The sequence below is a fragment of the Shewanella gelidimarina genome, assembly GCF_023283945.1.
Taxonomy (GTDB): domain Bacteria; phylum Pseudomonadota; class Gammaproteobacteria; order Enterobacterales; family Shewanellaceae; genus Shewanella; species Shewanella gelidimarina.
Window position 1 is genome coordinate 55,377 of the sequence record NZ_JAKIKW010000024.1, and the last position, 24,165, is coordinate 79,541.

The following is a 24,165-nucleotide window of genomic DNA, read 5'->3' on the forward strand; positions in this document are numbered from 1 at the left end:
AACTAACGTTTCACGTTAGTTTTAAAATGTGGTCGGTGATAGAGGATTCGAACCTCTGACCCTCTGGTCCCAAACCAGATGCGCTACCGGGCTGCGCTAATCACCGAAATTGAAACATAACGAAAATATAGTATTGGGAGATATTTTCTGCTTCTGCTCTAAACGAACTATCTCGTTGAGAACGGAGCGCATACTATCCCCTAGTCTAAAAGCCGTCAACGACTTTCTTAAAAAAAACGTTCGGCTGCTTATTTAACACGCTACAACATCGTTCACTGCTGCTATCGTCAGCAATGTGCACAAGATACCGCCAATCTAACAGACCATTTAATATAGCGGCTCCGCTCATGAAATCCATTTATTGATCAATATTGTCAGCATAAAAAGCATAACCGCAGTATCTTGCCGGCAAAATGGCAACTTATCCTGCTTATACCTGTATTTGCATGATTAATAACAGCACTCACCCACCTATAAAATGGATACTTTCTACAACTTTACCTTGTACTCATTATCCGTATTTAAGAATTGTTTGTTAGCGGTCTAAATCAATGACACCTATCATATGTCCTGTTAAAATGACGCCGTTTTCCATTATCGCGCCGTATAAAGGACACCTAGCCCCATGACCGCTCAAAAAATCGATGGAAAAGCTATCGCTCAAACCATTCGAACTAAGCTCAAAGACAAAGTAACCGCCCGTAAAGAGGCAGGTCTAAGAGTACCTGGTTTAGCCGTGATTCTTGTTGGGGCAGATCCTGCTTCACAAGTTTATGTTGCGAGTAAACGCAGAGCCTGTGAAGAGCTTGGCTTTATGTCTCGCTCATACGATTTAGACAGTACAACGCCTGAAGAAGTGTTGTTATCACTTATTGATGAATGTAATGATGACCCCACTATTGACGGTATTTTGGTGCAACTACCGCTACCAGAGCATATTGAAGAATCAAAAGTTATTGAACGTATTCGTCCAGATAAAGATGTCGATGGTTTCCATCCCTACAATGTAGGCAGACTCGCTCAGCGCATTCCAGTGCTACGTTCATGCACACCAATGGGCATTATGACGCTCATTCAGTCGACGGGTGTCGATACTTATGGTTTAGACGCCGTCGTTATTGGCGCATCTAATATCGTTGGTCGCCCAATGACTCTCGAATTGCTACTTGCGGGCTGCACGACAACAACATGTCATCGCTTTACCCGTAATTTAGAACAGAAAGTAAGACAGGCTGATTTAGTTGTCGTGGCCGTCGGTAAGCCAGGGTTTATTCCCGGTGAATGGATTAAGCCAGGTGCCATTGTTATTGATGTCGGTATTAACCGCTTAGAAAATGGCAAACTTATCGGTGATGTACAATTTGAAAAAGCTGCTGAAAATGCTAGCTTTATTACGCCAGTACCTGGTGGTGTAGGCCCAATGACCATTGCCAGCTTACTTGAGAACACGTTATACGCTTGCGAGCGATATCACGATGAGCCTTTAGATAAATAAAGGTTACAAACATAAATGCCACTCCGTTCCATCTATTATGTAAACAGTGGCATAAGTGTTCCAGACCTATTACTTAGAAAAGGGAACAGAACTTTCCATCCATGGGATGTGGCATAAGTGTTCCAGACACAAATACCACATTTTCCCATCCATGGGATGTGGCATAAGTGTTCCAGACACAAAAAAGCCTGCTATTAAGCAGGCTTTCTAATTAAGCGTAATCGGTTTACTTTTTACGCCAAGTCGTGCCTTCAGGCCCATCTTCTAAAATAACACCTAACGCATTAAGCCCATCGCGTGCAACGTCCGCAGCGCCCCAGTCTTTTTCTGTTCGTGCGCGGTTACGCTCAACAATGAGAGCTTCAATCTCAGCAACTTCATCATCAGAGCCCTCACCTTTAAAGAAAGTGTCGACATCTTGCGAAAGAATACCCAATACATCCGCAAGCTGCTTTAACGCAACACCTAACGCCGATGCCTGAGCCATATCAGTTAATTTAAGGCGATTGATCTCTCGCACCATTTCAAACAATACTGAATACGCTTCTGGTGTATTAAAGTCGTCATCCATTGCACGCTTAAACTGAGCCACAAACTGCTCTGCTGCCGCAGCCTCTAGCGTTAAATCTAAGTCTTTAAGCGCAGTGTAGATCCGCTCTAATCCCGATTTAGCTTGTTTAAGGTTATCTTCTGAATAGTTTAGCTGGCTACGATAATGACCAGATAACAAGAAGTAACGCACTGTTGCTGCATCATAGTGATTCAATACATCACGGATGGTGAAAAAGTTATTTAAAGATTTGGACATTTTCTCTTTATCAACCATCACCATACCCGTATGCATCCAGTAGTTTACATACGGTGTATCATGAGCGCAGCAAGACTGCGCAATCTCATTTTCATGATGTGGGAACTGCAGATCAGAGCCACCACCATGAATATCAAAATGGTCACCCAAATGTTTGCTGTTCATTGCTGAACATTCAATATGCCAGCCAGGACGACCCGGTCCCCAAGGAGAATCCCAAGTCGGCTCACCAGGTTTAGACATCTTCCACAGCACAAAATCCATTGGATCGCGCTTAGCGTCTTCGATTTCTACCCGCGCCCCCGCTTGCAGTTGATCGAGGTTTTGCCCAGACAAGCGCCCATACTCAGGGAAAGAAGACACACTAAATAGCACATCACCATTTGACGCAATATAGGCATGCTCACGGGCTATTAATTTTTCAACCATCGTGATGATTTCAGGCATGTGCAATGTCGCACGAGGTTCAAAATCTGGACGTGCCATGTTGAGAGAGTCGAAATCTCGATGCATTTCAGCAATAAGACGCTCGGTCAATGAATCACAGCTTTCATTGTTTTCATTGGCGCGCTTGATAATCTTGTCATCAACGTCGGTAATATTGCGTTGAAAATTCACATCATAGCCACTGTATCTCAAGTACCTAACAATCATGTCAAACGAAACAAAGGTACGTCCATGACCAATATGACATAAATCATAAATGGTCACCCCACACACATACATGCCTATTTTTCCTGGCTGTATCGGTACAAACTGTTCTTTTTGGCGGGTAAGAGTATTGTAAAGCTTCAACATTGATTATTCTCTTCAACGGCTATATTTGGAAATAAGTTGTTCAGTCTACCATTGCAAAACTCGCGGTTCCAAGCAGTTTTCCCGCACCAAGTACGCAAAAATGAACAGATGCTCTTAATATCGTCTAGATTACATTGCGAAGGCATCCACTATTGACACTAATGCGAAATACTTCAGTTACGTTTGCCAAATGATTAATTAAGTTAAGTCTTGTTCGCACTTTTTAAATAGTCATCTCACTGAACGCTTTATGCAACCGCACAATTACGTTAGAATCCAGCCATTATTTACAATGTGTTAAATTGCGAGAGTTAAAATTATGATCACACTTCATACCAACCACGGCGACATCAAGGTTTCTTTAGATACTGAAAACGCACCTAAAACTGCAGCTAACTTCGTCAAGTATGTAAAAGAAGGCTTTTACGACGGGACTGTTTTTCACCGTGTTATCGACGGATTTATGGTCCAAGGTGGCGGTTTTAGCGAAGATATGGAGCAGAAGCCTTGCGGTGAGACCATTGAAAACGAAGCAAACAATGGCCTTTCGAACAAAGTCGGTACGCTTGCTATGGCACGTACTTCAGATCCACACTCAGCAACCGCTCAATTTTTCATCAACATCAACGACAACACTTTCTTAGATTTTAAGTCTGAGTCAGCTCAAGGTTGGGGTTATTGTGTATTTGCCGAAGTATCTGAAGGTATGGACGTGGTAAATAAGATCAAAGCAGTAAGCACTGGCAACCGTGGCATGCATCAAGATGTCCCGCTAGAAGCTGTTATCATCGAAAAAGTGACTATCGAAGAGTAAGATTAACTCGATGCGCACATTATTTGTGGGTGATTTGCACTTAAGTGCAGATCGCCCCGATATTACCCAAGCTTTTCTCACCTTCTTAGACACTCAACTTGCCGATACCGAAGCTTTATATATCCTAGGTGATCTGTTTGAAGTCTGGGTGGGCGATGATATTGCCGAACCATTTGCTAATCAACTCGCCGATGCAATCAAATTAGCGGCACAAAAAATGCCTGTTTACTTTATTCACGGCAATCGAGATTTTTTAATTGGCGGTACATTTGCCAAACGTAGCGGCATGACGTTATTGCCTGAAGTCGTTGTCCTCAATTTGTATGGCATTGACTCCGTCATCTTGCACGGCGATAGCCTTTGCACTCTCGACAAACCTTATCAACGTTTTAGAAAATTCCGTAATATGGCATGGACTAAATGGCTTTATGCGCATCTGCCCAAATCAAAGCGGCTGGGTATTGCAGCAAAAATAAGAAGCCGTAGCCAAAGTAGTAATCAGCAAAAAAGCTATAGCATTATGGATGTAGAACCAGATGCGGTACTTGAATTACTTGATTCAACACAAACGCAGCAGATGATCCATGGCCACACTCACCGCCCTGCTATCCACTCGCTCACTAATGGTAAACGTCGTATCGTCGTTGGTGATTGGTATGAGCAAGGTAGCATGTTGTGTGTTAGCCAAGACAATATTGAACTTATCGAGCTTCCTTTCGGCAAGTAGGGTTACTTGCCTGTTTCTTAAAGCTTCATTCTTTAAGCACTTACAGCCATGACTGGCGCGCCGCTATGAAACTTAAAGTCTTCATCCGCTGACGAGATAAGCCCTGCTTCAACCGCCCCAAAATGCGTAACTCTATCGCCAATATCAGTCGTAGAAATAGCCTGAGCCAACTTTAAATAGTCCTGATAATGACGCGCTTCTGAACGCAGTAAGGAGATATAGAACTTTTTAAGCTCATCATCTAAATAAGGTGCCAGTTTTGCGAAACGTTCACACGAGCGGGCTTCAATGAATGCACCCACAATCAGTTTATCTATCAGCGTTGCAGGTTCGTGGGTTCTCACCTGCTTCATCATGCCTTTGGCATAGCGACCAGCTCTAACATTTTGATAGTCAATTCCGCGGCGATGCATGATCTCCAATACCTGCTCAAAGTGGTGAAACTCCTCTTTAATAAGACGCACCATCTTCTGGATGAGATCGTCACTATGAGCAAAGTCCTTACGGGCAACCAACTCCCCTAGAAATTCATTTTTTTTGCTCTCTTTAGACAAAAAGGCGCCGGTATCACGATCTTTGATGTAGACAAAATCTTCATAAGGCTTGGCCCAGTTCAATAATATCTGTCCACTTTGCTTGTCGATGGCGTATTTACGGATCAAAAACATCGCTGTCTGCGCGGCTTTTAACTCACAGTTACAATGATCAATTAACAAGCCTTTCAGTTGCTCTGGCTTTTTCGCCTCTTCAATCCAACTATCTGGTGTTTCGCATTTTAAAAATGAGTAAATAGGTGCAAGTAACTGCTGCATGCTAAGGCTCTTTGCTCTGTTCGTTAGGCTGACTATTTTATCAGTTATTCTCTGCACAATCCTAGCTTAACACCTATGCTTAAAATGATTGGCTTGACTCTTGGTTAGTTTTGTTCAATAAATAGCCTTAGAGCTGTAAAAAGTTCGTCTGCAGTTTGGCGAGCCAATTTAATCTAAAAGTTAAATGCTAAACAAGGATAACTATAATGATATTGAATCACTTAATGGGGCTTTACACTCATCCAAAAGAAGAGTGGCAAACAATCGAAAAAAACCACGAAGCACTTAGAAGCAGTCTGAGCCACATATTAATCGTTGCACTCATTCCCGCTATTTGTACTTATTTCGCGACTTCAAAAATTGGTTGGGATCTTGGTGTTGGAGAGCGTCAGTTTTTGACATCTGATAGCGCACTCATCATGTCTACAGGTATGTACTTTGGTCTCATTGCTGGCGTATTCGCACTCGCATATCTGGCTTTTTGGATGGCCAAAACCTTTGATGCAGAACCCAGTTACACCCAAGCATTAGAGCTTGCCGCCTATACTGCCACCCCGTTATTCATGGTAGGTTTGGCAACCTTGTATCCAACACTCTGGTTCATTATGATCGTTGGACTCGCCGGCTTAGCTTACTCGGTTTACCTCCTTTACACCGGCGTGCCCATTATAATGAATATTCCCGAAGAGAAAGGTTTTATCTATGCAAGCTCAGTGGTGACTGCAGGATTAGTACTTTTAGTCGGATTGATGGCCTCTAGCGTGATCTTATGGAGTGTGGGTTTCGGTCCAATGTACCAGTAATTTTCGCGATATCTACAGACACAAAAAAGCCGACGTAATGTCGGCTTTTTTAATCATTCAGAAAATAGGCTGAATATGGACTTAAGCGAAAGTATCGCGTAAGGGTACCGTCAAATTAAAGACAAGCTTATCTTTAGCTGAATCTTTACTGTCGGCGCAGAAATAGCCTTCACGCTCAAACTGGTAAGCTTTTTCAGGTGCAGCATCAACTAAGCCAGCTTCAACCAAGCCTTGCTTAACTGTTAATGACTGAGGGTTTAGCACTTCATCAACTGATTCTGCAGCAGCAGGATTGGTGTCGATAAACAAACGCTCATATAAGCGGAACTCAGCAGGTTTGGCAGTCGACGCCTCAACCCAATGAATCACCCCTTTTACTTTACGACCGTCACTTGGGTTTTTACCCAATGTCTCATCATCATAAGTACAGTAAATAGTGGTGATATTACCGTCAGCATCTTTATCACAACGCTCAGCTTTAATCACATAGGCATTACGTAAACGAACTTCCTTACCCTGTACTAAACGCTTGAACTTCTTGTTAGCTTCTTCACGGAAATCATCCGCGTCGATGAAAATCTCTCGACCAAATGACAATGGACGTTTACCCATCTCTTCATTGCTCGGGTGTATCGGTGCTTGAACAATCTCAATTTGGTTTTCAGGATAGTTTTCAATCACCAATTTAACAGGATTGATAACAGCCATTGCGCGTGGAGCAAACTCATTAAGCTCTTCACGAATACAAGCGTCCAACATTGCGACTTCAATCATGTTCTCTTGCTTAGTCACACCAATACGCTTACAGAATTCACGAATTGAAGCTGCGGTGTAACCTCTGCGTCTAAAGCCTGCAATGGTTGGCATACGCGCATCATCCCAACCAGAGACAAGATTACGTACAACAAGGTCATTTAACTTACGCTTAGACATCAATGTGTACTCAAGGTTTAATCTTGAGAACTCATACTGACGCGTACGGTTTGGTGCTTGGAAATCATCAAGATGATCCAATACCCAATCATACAATCTGCGATTGTCTTGGAATTCAAGCGTACAAAGCGAGTGAGTAATATTTTCAATCGCATCCGAAATACAATGGGTAAAGTCATACATAGGGTATATGCACCACTTGTCGCCAGTCTGGTGATGATGAGCAAAACGAACACGATAAATAATGGGATCGCGCATACACATAAACGGCGATGCCATATCGATCTTGGCTCTTAGTGCACATTCACCCTCTTTGAATTCGCCGTTACGCATTTTCTCAAATAGCGCTAAGTTCTCTTCAGGTGTTGTATCACGGTAGGGGCTATTCTTACCCGGCTCTTTCAATGTGCCACGGTATTCACGCGTTTGTTCTGCATTTAAAAAACAAACAAATGCCAAGCCTTTAGTGATCAATTCAACAGCGTATTGATGCAATTGTTCAAAGTAATTTGAAGAATAACGAATATCGCCATCCCACTGGAAACCTAGCCACTGCACATCGGCCTGAATAGAGTTCACATAATCAATGTCCTCTTTTTCAGGGTTGGTATCGTCAAAACGTAAGTTACATTGACCTTTATAGTCTTGTGCAATACCAAAGTTTAGGCAGATAGACTTTGCGTGGCCGATATGAAGAAAACCATTAGGCTCTGGCGGAAAGCGAGTATGCACACTGGTGTGCTTACCGCTGGCAAGATCTTCATCTATGATATTACGTATGAAGTTACTAGGACGTACTTCAGTGTCCACATGACTCATGGAATTCCTCTTTGCGAACGATGATTAATGACGAAAAAGCATAATCCTATAGATCCATATTAGGGTCAACGGTTCACGCTTAAAAACACGACTAATGGTTACAGCATAGCCATTTAAAGAGCAAAAAGCAGCGAATCATCGCTGCTTTTGTTTATACATATCGAGTATACGCTAATCGCGCTATTCGGTAATCACTTTAATACCAGGAATAATCATTTGTGTTTTTCTGCCTTTCTTCTTTAGCCACACATAAAATACCACTAGTGCGATAACGAAAAAGCCAATCCACAAACTCGATTGCAATGGATGCTGAGCAAACGTAGCCCCTTGGTAAAACACGGTGGCGGTACCGTAGGCTAAAGCAAACGTCCAAACTCCAGCAAATGCCGCCCATCGTCCACCAAACTCATTCACTAAGGCGCCCATAGCAGCAACACAAGGTGTATATAGAAGAATGAACAGCAAGTATGCAAATGCCGCTGTAATTCCTGAGAAACCGGCTTGTAGTGCACTAAAGGTAGAGCCATCAACTTCTAATTCTTCTGAAGCTGATTCTAATGAAGATACGTCGCCAACTGAAATAGACAGCGGATCGTCAAGTGCAATGCCAAATAAGTTTTCAGGAATCGTCGTTAACGCTGCAGCAAATGTTTCAGACAGTGGAGCAAGCTCTTCGTCGCCTGCGCTGCCATCTGAATAAAGACTATTCAAGGTGCCTACAACGGCTTCCTTAGCAAAAATACCGGTGATAATACCAACGGTTGCTGGCCAATTTTTTTGTTCTACGCCCATTGGTGCGAAGAACGGTGTCACTTGCTGACTGGCTACACTCAGTATTGATTCAGAACTATCTTCGTGACCAAATGTACCGTCCATACCAATGGCATTAACAAAGTTCAGTAAGGTTACAACGATGACAATCGTCTTACCGGCGCCCTTGATAAAGCTTTTGGTACGCTTACCCGTTCGAGTCATTACAGTTTTAAACTTAGGTTTTTCGTAACTCGGCAACTCCATAACAACGGCGCTACTGGTTCCCGGCAATAAGGTTGAGCGTAACAGTAAGCCCGTACCAATCGCGGCTAAAACACCAATAAGATAAAGTAAGAAAACTAAGTTCTGCCCAGACTCTGGGAAGAAAGCCGCTGCAAACAGCGCATAAACAGGAAGACGTGCACCACAAGACATAAACGGCGCCATCATGCCCGTTACGATACGTTCGCGTTCGCTGCCAAGTGTACGTGTTGCCATAATGGCTGGTACAGAACAACCAAAGCCTACAATCATAGGCACGAATGCACGACCCGGTAGACCAATGCGGCGCATTAATCCATCAACAACAAAGGCGGCGCGAGCCATATAACCTGAGCCTTCTAGCACTGAAAGTACTAAGAAAAGTGCTGCAATCACGGGGATAAATGTCGCGACCGTTTGAATGCCTTGACCAATACCACCCGCAACAATCGTCACCAGCCAAGTTGGCGAGCCAAAACTGCTCATCAATGCGCCCAGATGATCAACAAAAATAGCGCCTGCTGTCATGTCAAAAAAGTCGATAAACGCACTACCAACATTGATACTAAACATAAACATTAAATACATCACAAACAGGAATACTGGGATCCCTGCGATTGGATGCAGTACGACCTTATCGAGCTTGTCAGTTAATGTTTCTGCGTTGTCACTTTTCACAGAACCAGTAAAGACCTGTTCGACAAAGTTAAAACGAGTGGTCGCCACCATAATCTCAATATCTTTACCTTGATGAGATAATGCTTGAGAGTATTGCTCTACTTCACTGGCCATTTGGCTATTCTTACATTTACCACACCCTATGCTATTGGCAAGCATCGCTAACGCGCGGCCTCGGCTCAACGTTTCATCTTGTGCAAGTAAGTTAGTCACGGCTGATTCAATTTCGGTATCGTAGTCAAGCACCAAAGGCGCTTCAGATACCTTGCCATCAAGCAAAGCAACAAACTGCTGCTTCACCTTATCAATATCTTGTTCATCACGAGAGCAGACAGCAACAACAGGGCAGCCTAACTCTTTACTCATTTGTGCAACATCAATATGAATGCCACGGCTAATGGCAGCATCGATTTTGTTTAGCACAACAACTAAAGGAATACCAAGTTCACGCAGTTGAACAGTCAGATATAAATGACGTTCAATATTCGTTGCATCAACAAGGTTAATAATGCCGTCTATTGGTTGTTCAGCTAAATATTGCTGCGCGATTTGCTCATCTAGTGAACAATCACAACTATTGCCCGCAGGCAGTAGATCATAAATGCCTGGAAGATCAGTTAGAAAGACATCGGTATCTTGCAGAGCGAATTGACCGGTTTTTTTCTCGACCGTGACACCAGACCAGTTACCGACTTGCTGATTAGAACCTGTAAGCGCATTAAAAAGAGTCGACTTACCCGCGTTAGGATTACCAACAGTGACGCAGTTAAATTGCTTATCCATTCGACTTTTCAACCTCAATAATATCTGCTAAATCTCGACGCATACATAATTTACTGCCTCGGATGTCTAATTCTACGCCAGAGCCCATAGGTGCCCTGCGGATCAAAGAAAATCGAGTATTTGGAGTGATCCCCATCGATAGGAGTTTGCGCTTTACAACAGCAGGTAGATCAATTTGCCCTACCTGAGAAATTCTGGCGAAATCGCCTGGACTTAATTCACTTAACTTCATTGTGCATTCCACCTAATTACAGGCCTCAACTCTCTTTGAATTGGTATCGATTTTAAATGACCATAGGATTAAAAAACCTTACCTAGATCAATATTTCGAACTGTAAACGATAATAATTTTCAATTGTGTTCTCTATTATGTGACAAAACTCTCAACTAATAAACGACTGTTAACAGATAAATCGTCCGCGTTTAAATTACACTAAATAATAATGGTTATTATTTACACTTCTATCAAGTAATTAGCGGGAAGAACGCAAACGTGATCTTGATCACGCTTTTCGACTTAGCCTTTAAAGAACAGCAACAAGAAGCCTAAATCACCTTACATATGTTATGGACTTGTCACATTTTTGTTCTATTATCTTAAGTTAGTAATTTACATAAATACTAATATAACAATCCAAAAAATAACGCATTAAAAGCGAATGGAATGGGAATGACATGATGAATAAGAACACAGGATGGTTCTCAAGTAAGGTAATCAACCTACTTATGCTCACCGCAGTGACATTGAGTTTTAATGTCATGTCTGCCCCATGGGATGACCAACCCCCTAAAGAGGTCGAAGCGTTATTAGACAAAAAGTTCGCCGAGGGTAAGTATTCGGCTAAAGGCGCTGACACCTGTTTAATGTGTCATCGCAAAAGCCCTAAGGTCATGGCGTTATTCGATGGCGTCCACGGCAATATCGACGTCAAAGGCTCCCCAATGGCTGATTTGCAGTGCGAAGCTTGCCATGGACCATTGGGCAAACATAACCGCGGCGGTAAAGAACCAATGATCACCTTTGGTTCCAACTCTCCTGTCCCTGCCGACAAACAAAACAGTGTTTGTATGAGCTGCCACAACGATGATGAACGTATGGCATGGAGTGGCAACCATCACGACAATGCTGACGTCAGCTGCGCCAACTGTCATCAAGTTCATACCGGACATGACCCTATTGCGGACAGAGCGACAGAAGTTGCAGTTTGTACCAGCTGCCATACCCAGCAAAAAGCGGATATGAACAAACGGTCATCTCATCCGCTTAAATGGCAACAGATGGTATGTAGCGATTGTCATAATCCACACGGCACACTCGCCGACGCCAGTCTAAAGCAGATGAGCGTTAATGAAAATTGCTACTCTTGCCATGCCGAAAAACGCGGACCCAAGTTATGGGAACATGCCCCAGTTACCGAAAATTGCGCGACTTGTCATAATCCACATGGCAGTGTCAATGAAGCCATGCTTATCAGTAAACCACCGATGTTATGCCAGCAATGCCACGCTTCTGTTGGGCATACTTCAAATGCTGTGTTCGGTGGTAACCCCAATGCATTTAATGCCGGTCAGAGTTGTATGAACTGCCATTCTCAAGTGCATGGTTCTAATCATCCATCTGGCAAGCTGCTGCAGCGCTAACAAGGAGTGGCAACCATGAAAACTTTACCGTTCCATATTAACAAGCCTTTACAACTATCTCTGATAGCGTTAGCAATAAGCGCCTCCATCACACCAGCGCTTGCTGATGGCTATGGATTGCAAAGTGCAAATCGTGATAATGCAAAAGTTGAAAAATGGCAATGCAAACGCTGCGTAACATCATCAGGCTTTAGTGGCAGTGTTGGCGTTGGCGCCGCTTATAATGATGCTAGTGATATCCATTTTGGTAATACTAGCGGCACTGACACCGACGGTGCGGTTGGTCATCTTGAGGCCGATGTTAACTACACATCAGCAACCGGCTATCAAACTCTAATCGAAGCCGACAAACTCGGTTATGACACTGGTAGCGCAAAAATTGAAACTGGCCGTCCTGGACAATATCAAATTGCACTCGGTTATCGAGGATTAGCCAATTACGATACCAATGCTGCATTAAGCCCTTATCGAAACAGTGGCGACCAACTCGTTCTGCCCGACAGCTGGCAAACTGGGGCAACCACAGGACAAATGCCAACATTAAACGCTGATGTCACCGATACGACGCTCAAAACGTTACGCGATCGGTTTTTACTAGGAGCTGACTATAAAGGTAGCTTTTATAAGGCCACTATCAATTATCAACATGAGGAGCGACAAGGAAAGCGGAGTTTTTCCGGCAACCTATTAACCAATAGTGCCATGCTGGCCCAGCCTATTGATGACAGTACTGATGAGTTAGCGGCCAAAATCTACTTTAACGGTAAAGGTTGGCTCATCGGCATCGATTCCTCTTTCAGCCAATATAAAAACGATCATCAAGCCATTAGTTGGAACTCGGCATTCACTCCGACCTTTGGCGCGGCTTATGAAGGCCAAAGTGCAGCCTCCCCTGACAACAAAGCCTACCGTGTTGGAGCAAACGCACAACTCAGCGGCAATGGTCATCAAGTATTAATGAATTTGAGTGTTGCCAGCTTTACCCAAGACCAAGCCTTTCTACCCGCAACCATTAATGGTCCTTCACCCGCCCTACCCGCCAGTAACCTCGATGGGCAGGTTGATACAACAGACATGAAGTTAAAGTACTCTGGAAGGCTTGCACGTGGATTGAGCGTTCGAGCGCGTTACGATTATTCCGATAGAGACAATAAAACAACGCTCAATCCTTATCCTCAAGTTATCACTGATAGCTACTATGCCGGTACTGCAGTAAACCCTGAATATGACAGAACTAAACAGTTGGTCGATGTCGGCGCCAAATACCGATTTACCCGCAGTATGTATATCGACGGTGGGTATCGCTATGATCACAATGACTATAGTGACTTAGATAGAGATTCATTACAGCAAAACACACTCTATGCAAAACTCAACTACCGTATTTCACCAGCATGGTCGGCTTGGATAAAAGCCACTGCAAGCGATAGAACCGGCAGCGCCTATAACGCCGTCACCACCACATCAAGCCCGAGTAATCCTTATTTAAGAAAGTCCTACCTTGCCGATAGAGAGCGCCAAGAATATAAGCTAAATGTAGCCTACAGTGGCTCAGAAGCCTTTTCCGCGAGCGCTAACGTTCATGCCAACTTTGATGACTATGATGATACCCAAGTTGGATTGACAAGTGTTGATATTCAAGGCTATGACATTTCAGCCAGTTATAGGGTGAATGAAGACTTCAATATTAATGCCTACCTCAATCAAGACTGGCGTGACAGTAAACAAGCGGGCAGCACTAACTTTGGGTTACCCAATTGGTACGCAAACACCGATGAACAGTCAACGCTCGTGGGGGCAGGCTTAGACTACCAAAACCTATTCGATAGCAAACTCAACTTGGGCTTAGATTACTCTTATTCTGATGGCCAAAGTGATACCGATGTTATTCAAGGGCTCACCTCGCCATATGGCGATTACTTTGCAGAAAAACACAACATCAATGCCTTTGCTAAGTATCAGTTAGCAGAAAAGATGGCATTACGCTTCGACTGGATCTTTGAAAACTACAAAGATTCAGACTGGCTTAACCAAGGGCTAGCCGTTGATTCAATTCCTAACGTGCTGATTTTTGGCGACCTAAACCACGATTATAACGCTCACTATTTTGGCCTGACATTTAGTTATCAACTGTAGTTTTGTCATTTAAAGGATTTCAAGGAAAGAAAAATGAAACTGATCACCCAATCAAGACTTCATAAAAGTATTCCTCTAGGTCTAATCGCCATATTAGCGGGTTGCGGCGGCGATGATGGCAATTCTGGCAACCCTGGAGAACCCGGCGGGCCACCAGCAACAGAAATCGCCGAGCTTAACATCGCAGTCAACGACGTTGCTTTCGATGCTGGTATTGCAACGATTAACTACCGCATCACCAACGAGCAAGATGAACCTGTGGTCGGTATTCCCTCTGCGACCTATATAGCCGCTCAGTTGCTCCCCATGGGCTATACCAATGCAGGCAATGCCAGCCAGTGGCAATATTTTACGTCAGAGTCTTGCTCCAACGTGTGTGACGGCGAATTTATCGACCATAAGAATGGGCAATATAGCTACACTTTTAGTGGTGCATTTGACGGCATGAATGACATTAGCTTTATGTCTGGTGCTACTCAGCGAGTGGTCATCAAAGTGGGCGGCGATGCTTTACCCGATGGTACAGCGTTGCCAATGACTAACCAACATCATGACTGGCAAGATAAGGGGAGCGCCCCTGCTTACACCCGTAATCTCATTGAAATGGACACGTGTAATAGTTGCCACAATGATTTGGCTTTTCATGGCAGCAAATACAATGAAGTGGAAACCTGTGTTACTTGTCATAATCTAGATAAAGTCAGTAATCCAGACAATGTTTTTGCCCCCATGGTGCACGGCAAGCATTTAGTCGGTTTCCCAGTTTCATTGGCTGACTGTCAAACTTGCCATGCTGCTGATGAAACGTTAACCGAAAACATGAACTGGGCTCGCGTGCCCACTATGGAGGCTTGCGGCAGTTGTCATACCAATATTGACTTCCCTGCGGGCCAAGGTCACCCAACCCAGCAAGACAATAGTAATTGTGTCGCTTGCCACAATGCTGAATGGACCATGAGCGCCCATAGTCAAGCCGATACCGATGCTGTTCTTGGCCAATTTAATGTGGAAATCGTCAGTGCAGTATTAACAGGGACCACAGTTGAGTTAGCGGTAAGGCTTTCTAACCCTGCAACCAACGAAGTTTACACAGAAAGTGCCGATAAGCTTAATTTTGTCAATGACCTACGGATTTATGCCAACTGGGGAGTGAGTGTCGATTACACCACCCGCAGTGCCCGTTCAATCAAGCTACAGCAAACGGCACCAATCTCCGGCAGTGATGGACTATTTACGTATCAAATCAGCGGACTCACCGTTCCTAGTGAATTAACCGCAGGCATAGGTACGTTGGCCATTCAAGGTAAGCTCTGCAGCGATGACGATATGCTGGCAAATTGTGCTGAAACAGACAACACCACCAACCTCAAGTCGAGCCATCAGTTCTTTAGTGCTATGGCACTGAGTGATACTGGACGCCGAGTCGTGGTAACCAACGAAACCTGTGGCAGCTGCCATGGCGATCAGCAGCTGAACTACCACGGTTCGCGAAATGATCTTGAAGGACAGTGCCAAGTTTGTCACAACCGTAATATGCAAGCTGAAGCCAGTGCTGATAATCCTGCCGCATCAACTGCAGATTATAAGCACTTAGTCCATACGCTGCATGCGGGTTCACGTGAAAGCTATCCTGATATTAACTACCCAGGCAATATCGGAAATTGTGCTCAGTGCCACACTGAAGATGACGCTGGCGTGCTGACAGCCGCCTTACCGCTTGATAGTGCAGTGCAGCCATTAGCATTTGATGATGGCACCTTTACGAGTCCGACAGCTGCAATATGCAGTGCTTGTCATACTAGCGACACATCAATGTCACATATGACTCAACAAGGCGCTGTCTTTAAGGGTAGCGAAGCTGATGCTACAGCAGGGACTGAAAGCTGCTCGACGTGTCATGGGCAGGGTGCAACCTACGATGTGCTAAGTGTTCACCCGATAAAATAATAATCATAAGCCTAACAACGTTCGTTGTTAGGCTTTAATCGTTTAGTGATTAGAAATAATGGAATGCAAAATTATGGAAATCAAAACTAAAAGCTCAAAACTCAGTTTGATTGCATTAAGTTGCGCCGCACTGCTGGTTGGTTGTAGTGATGGTGACGACGGTGCTGATGGTGTCGATGGCGTTGTAGGTGTTGATATTGGTAGTACCTCTACGGTCATGGCAGAATTTACCAGTGCCACGGTTACAGAAGGTGTCGTTACTGTCGGGTTTAACCTAGAGAATGCTAATGGCGTAGCCGTACTCGGGCTAACAAAAGATTACGACCTCAGATTTGGAATTGCCCAGCTAGCTCAAGTGAGCGAAACCATCGATGAAGTAGAATATAACCGCGGTTATCAATGGCAAGCATATATTAATGTCTTAAAACAACCAGGCGATCTGCCCGATGATACAACAGGGCTAATACCATCTCCGCAATACCAAGCAAATGTAGAAGCTGCGAGCAACTGTGAAGACTGCTTTGTCGATAATGGCGATGGCAGCTATAGCTATAGTTTCATGCAGAACATTGCCAATGTCACAGAGCCACTTGCCGTAACCTATGGTGAAGACAATACCCACAGAGCAACATTAGAGCTGAAGCTACCACAAGCAACGGCGAATGCTCATCACGATTGGCAACCCTCTTCGGGTGAAACCAGCGGGATCCAGACTCGAAATGTGGTCAATATTACCGCTTGCTATACCTGTCATCAACCTGAAAGCCTTGAACTACATGGTGGTCGACGAGTTGACTTAGAGAACTGTGCTAGCTGTCATACTGCAACCTCTGGCGATCCTGAAAGTGGTAATAGCGTCGATTTCACTTATATGATCCACGCGATTCATAAAGGACAAGACAGAGAAACAAGCACCCCAGAAGGATCAGTACCCGCACCCTATAAAATTGTTGGCTACGGAGGAAGTTTACATGATTACGGTAAAGTCACCTTCCCGCAGAAACCCGCAGCAAACTGCGCTTCATGTCACGTAGAAGGTGATGGAGCCCCCGCCAATGCGGATCTGTTTAAAGCAGATCTAAGCAATACAGCCTGTGTAGGTTGTCACACAGAAAAACCCTCACAATCGCACTCAAGCACCAACTGTGTATCTTGTCACAATGCAACAGACACCTATCGAGGAACCGGAAATGCTGAGAAGCGTCATGGCGATGTGTTAAAGGCATACACTGATGCCGAGGCCATGGGCGTAACGTTTAGCAATATTGGGCTAGATACCGCAGGTAAACTGATGTTTGATGTCCAGATCACCGATGCCACTGGCGCAGCTATTGCTGGTGAGTTTATCAACCAAGGAACACGTGTCGTTGTTGCCTGGGACAGTGACAGGGACTTCCCTGCTTATACTGATGCATCATACAGTTTACGACGTTTTAAGCTGCAAGATGGTACCTATGATGCTGCCACTAAGACCTTTAGCATTGTTGCCAGCACCTTTGATATGCCTGCAGATGCAGACGGTAAAACGTTCGAATTGTGGTCTGCTGTTGAAGTCTGCTTTAATAACGGCGGTTACGCTGTTGCTGAAGTGGTCATGACTGCATGCTCTGACAATACCCGCTCCGTTGCGGTTAAAGAATTGCCATATCACTTTGTTTGGTCTGGTTCAGGTGTTGACGATGGTACCCAAGCTGCGATGCGCCGCTCAATCATTGACGCAGCAAAATGTCAGGGGTGTCACAATCAAGAAAATCATCACTATAATAATGGTTATAACTGTCAGACATGCCACACGTCAGATAAAACCACCAAAGGCGATGATAGCTTCCCTGGAGGCATGAAGCCGACCAGCTTTGCCTATAAAGCCCACGAAGCAGAGGGACATTATCTTAAATATGCGGGTGTACAATCCGGTACGGTTCTCAAAACGGATTGCTCAACCTGCCACACCGATGACGGCATCCAGCTAGGTCGAGCAACCGACCGTGTATGGCGTTATGGCGACACTACGACCGGAGTGGATATTTGGGTATCATCCGATGCTGGTGCTTGCTTAAGTTGCCATCAGAAGTATCTAAGTGATTCAGGCGCAAGTCATATCACCTCTAATGGCGGGATTTTAGATGGTATGGATGCCGCTGATGTTAGAACTCGCTCAGCAGAAGCTTGTTCGACTTGTCACAATCCAAGTCAACTGCTTGAGATCCACGGTAACTAATGTGTTAATTATTGAGTAATAAAAAGGAGGCTTTAGCCTCCTTTTTTATTGTCAGATAGCCTTAAGCACGTATCAACCCAGCTGCTTTGGTGATGTTTTTACTCGCATTATCATGACTAAATTGCCAGTTTCCCCTAAAGGGACTGTTTAGAAGGCACTCCAAGACACCGCTTTAATACAAAAAACCAACATCTAAGTTACAACTCAGCGCGAGATGTCACTATTAGGTTAAAACACCCACATAAAGCTGGCCATAAAGATTGATTCAAATCAATTATCATCGTGAAACTATCTATCATTTTCAGTTAGATTTAAGCTTTCACCTGCCAAGCTTAACTCATTATTAACTCCCTCAGCCACTGCACCCTAACCACTTGTTAAGTAAGTGCTTTAAAAACATTTAACATACTGTAACCGACGCAAAGACACACCTCACATTTAGCCGATCTCTCTTACAGGCAACGACCTCTTTTGGATAAGATCATGTTGAGGTAGCCCCTCACGCTTAAGAGGTAAAAACCTCACAGCAGATAAAACCTATGCAGGGAATAAAATGATGATAAATCGGTATAAATTAGCAGCAGCTGTAAAATCAGCAATCGGCATCGGCGCACTCTCTTTTGCGCTTGCGGGTTGCGGCAGCGACGGAAAAGATGGTGAAGACGGCAATAACGGCGAGATTGCCGTGCACATTAACGATGTGACCGCAGTTAAAACCCAAGTTGAACTTGCCAGCTACGATGAAGCAAACTCCACCCTTACAATAGAGTTTAACTTTACTAACCTAAACGGCGTTGCCGTTACCGGACTAGAGGATCTAACTGATCCACTGCGCGTTAGCTTTGGTCGTATGGGAACGCGAGCAGAAGCATTTTTACCTTACGAGATCACCGATTCAGAAGGCAATAGCAGCACTGTAGATTCACGTGCCGATGGTGAACGTGAAATTTGGCTGTCATATCGTAACAAGCAAAATGACACCTTAGTCACTGGAACAGATAACTGGCGCCCGAACCGTAATTGCCAAGAAGGACTAGAATGTCTTGAGTATCTTGGTAGTGGTAAGTACCGCATTACAGCACCTGATATCGTTGATACTAAGAGCCTAGACTACGGTTATGATGCCACACAGGTTCAAGGTATTTACCTGATGACCTATGGCGCAGGAACCAATAAAGTTAAGCATGTTGAATCATACTACTGGGAGCCAGCAACAGAGCAATCAGTTAGCTCACCCAAACTAGTGTTAGAAAGCCAAACGTGTACCAGCTGCCATGTTGGCGAAGACCACATCCGTCATGGTAACTATGGCAATACGGCCGATGGTTGCCTGTTCTGCCACACTGACTACACTCAGTATTCTGGTGCAGGCACAGATGAAGAAGGTAATGAAACCCACTTTACCGTCGATGGTTCCATTAAAGGGCTAGTGCACGCTATCCATACTGGCGCAACAGAAAATGACCGCCGCGCCTTAGGCAAATTTGACACTGTCATTGGCAACGCCGCTAAGAACCCCGTTTTTGGCTATAAATATGACCGGACTACACAAGTTGATGAGGAAGGTAATCCGTTAAAGCCAATCAACTACCCTGCCGCTACCGCCAACTGCGAAAGCTGCCATGTGCAGTACACTGAAACAGCAGAAACACTGCCTGAAAATGTAACGGTGCACGCGCTAGATTGGTTTAAAGATATGGATGCAGATAGCTGTCAAAGCTGTCACGGCGATTACCACTACGGTGGCCGTACTACAACTGATGACAGTGGCACCGCATATATCGGTTGTGTCGATTGCCATACCTCAAACGATGGTAACACTCGCGGTGGCGCCTTCCGTCACTTCGCCGGACACGATAAAGATAGTCGTGAATCAGCAAAAGAAGCGGGTAAGATCATCGAAACAAGCTACAGCAATATTATGTGGAATACAGAGGTGGCAGAGCTTAGCTTCACCGTCAACTTAATGATGGGTGAAGAAGTTGTTAGCGCTAGTTACGTACCTAGACTGACGATTTATGCCAATGCTGTTGATGCTGTTAAGCCGGACGCTTTTTTAGCATCACGCGCTAGCAGTACTGTAACTGCAAATGACGATGGTAGTTTTAATGTTGTCGTTGATGCAACACCTGCTGGCTATACGTTACCAGCATTAGCTAAGGCGATTGACAATGGCGCAGACTTGGCGCTATCAGCAAGCTTCAGTGCCTGCTTCAAGAATAAAGCGTCAACCTTAGTTGAACTCGATTCTGAGGGCAACTGTAGTGGGATCCTTAGCGCCAATGCAGCAACAACTGAGTTCTTAAAGCTTGATGGTACTGCTGGGGTCGAACGTGCAAGTGCGGTAAATTATGACAACTGCGCAAGCTGTCACAACAATGACATGGTTGTTCGAAAAGGCGCTAGTCACTACCGAAACGCAGACCTTCACACTTGTGCACAGTGTCATGAAGCGGGTGATTACAATAGCATGATCGTCCGAGTTCACGGTACATTCGGTAAAGCTCATGGTCGAGAAGATGTCCAGTCTTTAGTCGATACTAAAACCTGCACCGCTTGTCACGATGACAGCGATTACAGCTTAGAAAATGCACGTTCAACTCCAATGCGTTGGAACCGTAAAGACGAAACGTTCTCCAGTCCACAAGCTGGGGTTTGTGCATCATGCCACGTATCTGATAGCTACCAAAGTAGTGAGCAGAAAAGCGCCGCTAAATCACATATCGAAAACATGGGTGGTGTCGTAGCAGATACATTTGAGAATGCTCAAATGGCGACTGAAACGTGTTTAACTTGTCATAGCGCAGAAAAGATTGCCGAGAACCATATGCTTAACTAACTGAAGTACGTTAAGTCGACTAAAATTACCAAAAAGTAGTAGAAGGCATTACAGGTAAAAAGGATGAGGAACTCGCTTTCCCATCCTTTTTTATTACCTAAGTCAAAACTTGAACTTGTTAAAAGTTAACGTCAGTAAAACGTAATTTATTTATTTTATGACAGTGACTTAAATACTGTTACCGCGCACCACTCCAAGTCAACAATGCGTCAACACTTCAGCCTTTTTGGTCGATTCAATCTTAATCGATAATTAAAATAGTCCTAAAAACGCCCTTTTCTATATACCCCTAAAGAAATAGTCAGATCTTAATCACATAAAGCGGCTAAAACACCTGCTAAAAACCTCCCGCTTCGTTAGCCTTAGAGATGGAAATAAAATTCCGCACACTAATGGTGGGTTAATGAGATTTGTTCTCAACTTATATCCATTTTGGTGATGATTAAAAAACTATTGCAGGGACAAAAAATGATGAAATTATTTAACTTAAGCGCAGCTTCAAAAGCGCTACTAACAGCAGGAGTGCTTTCACTAGCAGTGTCTGGTTGTGGTGGCGATGATGGTAAAACTGGCGAAGACGGAAAGCCAGGTCCAGTTGGCACACCTATCGGGTCAGTTTCACATGTACAAGCTGATATTACTTCAGCTAGCGTAAGCGAAGACGGTTTCTTAACCGTAAACTTCAACTTAGCAGATGCTAACGGCGCTGCTGTATTTGGCATGCAACAAACTGATGTTAGCGCGGTTTCATTTGGCCGAATGGGTAATGAAGATGAAGTTGCAGGCACGGATATTGAAGGTTCGCCACGTGATATCTGGCTAAGCTATTTTAACAAAGATAAAGGTGAAGGCCACTTCACTGGCTCTTCTTATTTCAAAGGTAAAAACTGTGAAGATTGTCTAACCGATAACGGTGATGGTAGCTACACACTAACCCTAAACAAAGAAATTGATACCTTAGAAAAATATACCTACTCAGCAGACGCGACAAACGGTATTTACTTAGGCGTAAAGTCAGCTAATGATGCAGGTACAAGCTTAGTCAATAACAGTTTCTACTATTGGCAACCAAGCTCAGACACTGCGCAAGATAAACCTAAAGCCGTTATCGCAAATGAAACCTGTCAATCTTGTCATCGTCCAGGTCAAGATGGCGCGCTATCAATGCACGACGACAAAGACAAAGACGGCAAAAAAGACAAAGTCGGAAAACATGTCACCCTTGAGTCTTGTACTTTCTGTCATACCGATTACAACTCGTACATGAAAGATGTAAAAGATGAAGATGACAAAGTTATTGGCACTGTCGAATTTGATGGTTCAATTAAAGCAATGGCACATGATATCCATAGCCATTCTTTCTATAACGGCATCTACCCACAATCTGCCTCTAACTGCCAAACATGTCACCAGCCAGACGAAAATGTTGCTATGGCTGATGCATGGAAAGCAGATTTAGATACTGCCACTTGCATGAGCTGCCACAACAGCCCATATGCAGTACCAAGCTGGCACTGGGGCGATGATCAGATAGGAGACAACTATGAAAACTGCGTCTCTTGTCACAACGATCCTGATGGTAAACGTGGTGCAGAACGTGGTCACTACGCTGAGAATACAACTTTTCAAGCCACTGAAACAACAGTCACCTTCAATAGCATGACTTATAATGCTGAAGCTAAAACTGTTGTTGCAAACATGACAGTCACTAACGGTGACAACACTATTACCTTGGCTCAAATTGATCCAACTCCATATAAATATGGCGGATCTACAAGTGCTATCGTATTTAACGGCGTAGTCGATGATGACTTTATCGTTAACTACCAGAAAGTAGGTTATAACCTATTTTCTGCCGGCGCTGATAATACCATCGACATTACTATTACAGATGAATCTTTGATGCCAGTAGAAGGTGATGATGGTTTTGATAAAGAATATGCTTATAAGTATGACTACTTCAAAGTAAAAGACGTGATGAATACTGAAGGCGTAACCGTTGCTCTTAGCAGTCAAATTCATGTTTGCTTTAGCAGCAAGGGTACTGTAGAAGATTGTGTTGTGTCTGATGACGGTGTTATATCAAACTCAGGTCCATACGCTGTTTCAGATACTGCTTACTTCACTGGCACTGGCACTGCAGTTGATAAATCTCCACGAACTCAACATGCAGAAATGACTGCTTGTCAGCAATGTCACACCACTGATATTAAGCATCGTTTCAGTAATGACATGGATGGTTGTGCAAGCTGCCATAACGGTACACGTGATAGAAAGACTTCTAGCTCTAACTTAGCGGTTATCGTACATAGCAAGCATTACCTATATGACAGCTCTGGTGACTTGTTCTTCAAGAAAACTGAGTGTCAATCTTGCCACGGTGAAGATGGTTATTCACTAAGCAAGATTGTTAGCGATGCTGCGCCAGTTGCTTTTGGTAAAGTAACAACAGGTGTTGATGCCGACGGTAAGCCGATTTATGGAGATGAGCAACTTGTAGTCTCTCCACAAACAGCAGCGTGTGTTAGTTGTCACGTAGCGCCATATGGCTTGAACACTTCTACAGCTTCTCATATCCAGTCTATGGGCGGAATATTATTAGAAGAAGGTGTTGCGCTTACAACATTGGGTATCCCTGCATCAGAATACGAACTGTTAAATGTTCAAGAAACTTGTGCTACTTGTCACAATGACAGTCAGCTACTTGAAGCACATGCAAACTGGGGCAGCAGCCACTAGTTTAAACGTGAATATGTAAACTGAAATACCACTAAAAAGGGAGGCTTAGCCTCTAATGCCGATCAGTTAGTCAATATTTGATCGGTTGACCGATCTTCTCAGCATGCGAAAATCCGAATGTATTCCTTACATTCGGATTTTTTATGGACGTATCTCAAGCA

Annotated in this window: 15 protein-coding genes and 1 tRNA gene; 10 read left to right on the forward strand and 6 right to left on the reverse strand. The window is 44.1% G+C overall.

Translation table 11 applies throughout. The features are described from left to right. Positions 1–29 precede the first annotated feature (29 nt). Positions 30–106: transfer RNA gene (locus L2729_RS17845), tRNA-Pro, on the reverse strand. A 519-nt stretch (positions 107–625) separates the two neighbouring features. Here L2729_RS17845 and folD point away from each other — a divergent pair. After that, complete coding sequence (folD, locus tag L2729_RS17850) at positions 626–1,495, forward strand: bifunctional methylenetetrahydrofolate dehydrogenase/methenyltetrahydrofolate cyclohydrolase FolD (protein ID WP_248989474.1); 870 nt, start codon at positions 626–628, stop codon at positions 1,493–1,495. A gap of 226 nt (positions 1,496–1,721) precedes the next feature. On the opposite strand, the gene cysS is transcribed toward folD, so the two are convergent. Beyond that, positions 1,722–3,101 carry a cysteine--tRNA ligase gene (cysS, locus tag L2729_RS17855; protein ID WP_248989475.1) on the reverse strand — a complete coding sequence of 460 codons (1,380 nt, stop codon included), beginning with the start codon at positions 3,099–3,101 and terminating at the stop codon, positions 1,722–1,724. 319 nt (positions 3,102–3,420) lie between these two features. On the opposite strand from cysS, the gene L2729_RS17860 reads away from it, so the two are divergent. Next, entirely contained in the window at positions 3,421–3,915 is a 495-nt protein-coding gene (locus tag L2729_RS17860; protein ID WP_101093600.1) for a peptidylprolyl isomerase, read from the forward strand. Between the two features lie 10 nt (positions 3,916–3,925). Beyond that, positions 3,926–4,642, forward strand: a complete 717-nt coding sequence (locus tag L2729_RS17865; protein ID WP_248989476.1) for a UDP-2,3-diacylglucosamine diphosphatase — start codon at positions 3,926–3,928, stop codon at positions 4,640–4,642. A gap of 32 nt (positions 4,643–4,674) precedes the next feature. On the opposite strand, the gene miaE is transcribed toward L2729_RS17865, so the two are convergent. Beyond that, positions 4,675–5,454 carry a tRNA isopentenyl-2-thiomethyl-A-37 hydroxylase MiaE gene (gene miaE / locus L2729_RS17870; RefSeq protein WP_248989477.1) on the reverse strand — a complete coding sequence of 260 codons (780 nt, stop codon included), beginning with the start codon at positions 5,452–5,454 and terminating at the stop codon, positions 4,675–4,677. 206 nt (positions 5,455–5,660) lie between these two features. On the opposite strand from miaE, the gene L2729_RS17875 reads away from it, so the two are divergent. After that, a complete protein-coding gene (locus tag L2729_RS17875; protein ID WP_101093603.1) occupies positions 5,661–6,257 on the forward strand; it encodes a Yip1 family protein in 597 nt (198 codons plus the stop codon). A gap of 81 nt (positions 6,258–6,338) precedes the next feature. Here L2729_RS17875 and glnS read toward each other — a convergent pair whose 3' ends face one another. From glnS to L2729_RS17890, 3 genes are all read right to left on the reverse strand, one after another. Continuing rightward, entirely contained in the window at positions 6,339–8,009 is a 1,671-nt protein-coding gene (glnS, locus tag L2729_RS17880) for a glutamine--tRNA ligase (RefSeq protein WP_248989478.1), read from the reverse strand. Between the two features lie 180 nt (positions 8,010–8,189). Beyond that, positions 8,190–10,484 (reverse strand): Fe(2+) transporter permease subunit FeoB, encoded by a 2,295-nt coding sequence (feoB, locus tag L2729_RS17885; protein WP_248989479.1) that lies wholly within the window; start codon positions 10,482–10,484, stop codon positions 8,190–8,192. Continuing rightward, positions 10,477–10,716 carry a FeoA family protein gene (locus L2729_RS17890; protein ID WP_101093606.1) on the reverse strand — a complete coding sequence of 80 codons (240 nt, stop codon included), beginning with the start codon at positions 10,714–10,716 and terminating at the stop codon, positions 10,477–10,479. The genes feoB and L2729_RS17890 overlap by 8 nt, the downstream gene beginning before the upstream one ends. 494 nt (positions 10,717–11,210) lie before the next feature. On the opposite strand from L2729_RS17890, the gene L2729_RS17895 reads away from it, so the two are divergent. The 6 genes from L2729_RS17895 (at position 11,211) to L2729_RS17920 (ending at position 24,004) form a co-directional block, all read left to right on the forward strand. Further along, entirely contained in the window at positions 11,211–12,125 is a 915-nt protein-coding gene (locus L2729_RS17895) for a DmsE family decaheme c-type cytochrome (protein WP_232775199.1), read from the forward strand. 15 nt (positions 12,126–12,140) lie between these two features. Then, positions 12,141–14,261, forward strand: coding sequence for an MtrB/PioB family decaheme-associated outer membrane protein (locus tag L2729_RS17900; RefSeq protein WP_248989480.1), 2,121 nt, complete (start codon positions 12,141–12,143; stop codon positions 14,259–14,261). 33 nt (positions 14,262–14,294) lie between these two features. Then, a complete protein-coding gene (locus L2729_RS17905; protein ID WP_248989481.1) occupies positions 14,295–16,208 on the forward strand; it encodes an OmcA/MtrC family decaheme c-type cytochrome in 1,914 nt (637 codons plus the stop codon). 58 nt (positions 16,209–16,266) lie between these two features. Then, positions 16,267–18,426 (forward strand): OmcA/MtrC family decaheme c-type cytochrome, encoded by a 2,160-nt coding sequence (locus L2729_RS17910; RefSeq protein WP_428848261.1) that lies wholly within the window; start codon positions 16,267–16,269, stop codon positions 18,424–18,426. A 556-nt stretch (positions 18,427–18,982) separates the two neighbouring features. Continuing rightward, complete coding sequence (locus L2729_RS17915; RefSeq protein WP_248989483.1) at positions 18,983–21,265, forward strand: multiheme c-type cytochrome; 2,283 nt, start codon at positions 18,983–18,985, stop codon at positions 21,263–21,265. 468 nt (positions 21,266–21,733) lie between these two features. Continuing rightward, a complete protein-coding gene (locus L2729_RS17920; RefSeq protein WP_248989484.1) occupies positions 21,734–24,004 on the forward strand; it encodes a multiheme c-type cytochrome in 2,271 nt (756 codons plus the stop codon). Positions 24,005–24,165 lie beyond the last annotated feature (161 nt).

Bases quoted from the DNA above. Each gene is read 5' to 3' on its own strand.
- folD (WP_248989474.1), top strand. From the start codon at position 626: ATGACCGCTCAAAAAATCGATGGAAAAGCTATCGCTCAAACCATTCGA.
- cysS (WP_248989475.1), bottom strand. From the start codon at position 3,101: ATGTTGAAGCTTTACAATACTCTTACCCGCCAAAAAGAACAGTTTGTA.
- L2729_RS17860 (WP_101093600.1), top strand. From the start codon at position 3,421: ATGATCACACTTCATACCAACCACGGCGACATCAAGGTTTCTTTAGAT.
- L2729_RS17865 (WP_248989476.1), top strand. From the start codon at position 3,926: ATGCGCACATTATTTGTGGGTGATTTGCACTTAAGTGCAGATCGCCCC.
- miaE (WP_248989477.1), bottom strand. From the start codon at position 5,454: ATGCAGCAGTTACTTGCACCTATTTACTCATTTTTAAAATGCGAAACA.
- L2729_RS17875 (WP_101093603.1), top strand. From the start codon at position 5,661: ATGATATTGAATCACTTAATGGGGCTTTACACTCATCCAAAAGAAGAG.
- glnS (WP_248989478.1), bottom strand. From the start codon at position 8,009: ATGAGTCATGTGGACACTGAAGTACGTCCTAGTAACTTCATACGTAAT.
- feoB (WP_248989479.1), bottom strand. From the start codon at position 10,484: ATGGATAAGCAATTTAACTGCGTCACTGTTGGTAATCCTAACGCGGGT.
- L2729_RS17890 (WP_101093606.1), bottom strand. From the start codon at position 10,716: ATGAAGTTAAGTGAATTAAGTCCAGGCGATTTCGCCAGAATTTCTCAG.
- L2729_RS17895 (WP_232775199.1), top strand. From the start codon at position 11,211: ATGCTCACCGCAGTGACATTGAGTTTTAATGTCATGTCTGCCCCATGG.
- L2729_RS17900 (WP_248989480.1), top strand. From the start codon at position 12,141: ATGAAAACTTTACCGTTCCATATTAACAAGCCTTTACAACTATCTCTG.
- L2729_RS17905 (WP_248989481.1), top strand. From the start codon at position 14,295: ATGAAACTGATCACCCAATCAAGACTTCATAAAAGTATTCCTCTAGGT.
- L2729_RS17910 (WP_428848261.1), top strand. From the start codon at position 16,267: ATGGAATGCAAAATTATGGAAATCAAAACTAAAAGCTCAAAACTCAGT.
- L2729_RS17915 (WP_248989483.1), top strand. From the start codon at position 18,983: ATGATAAATCGGTATAAATTAGCAGCAGCTGTAAAATCAGCAATCGGC.
- L2729_RS17920 (WP_248989484.1), top strand. From the start codon at position 21,734: ATGATGAAATTATTTAACTTAAGCGCAGCTTCAAAAGCGCTACTAACA.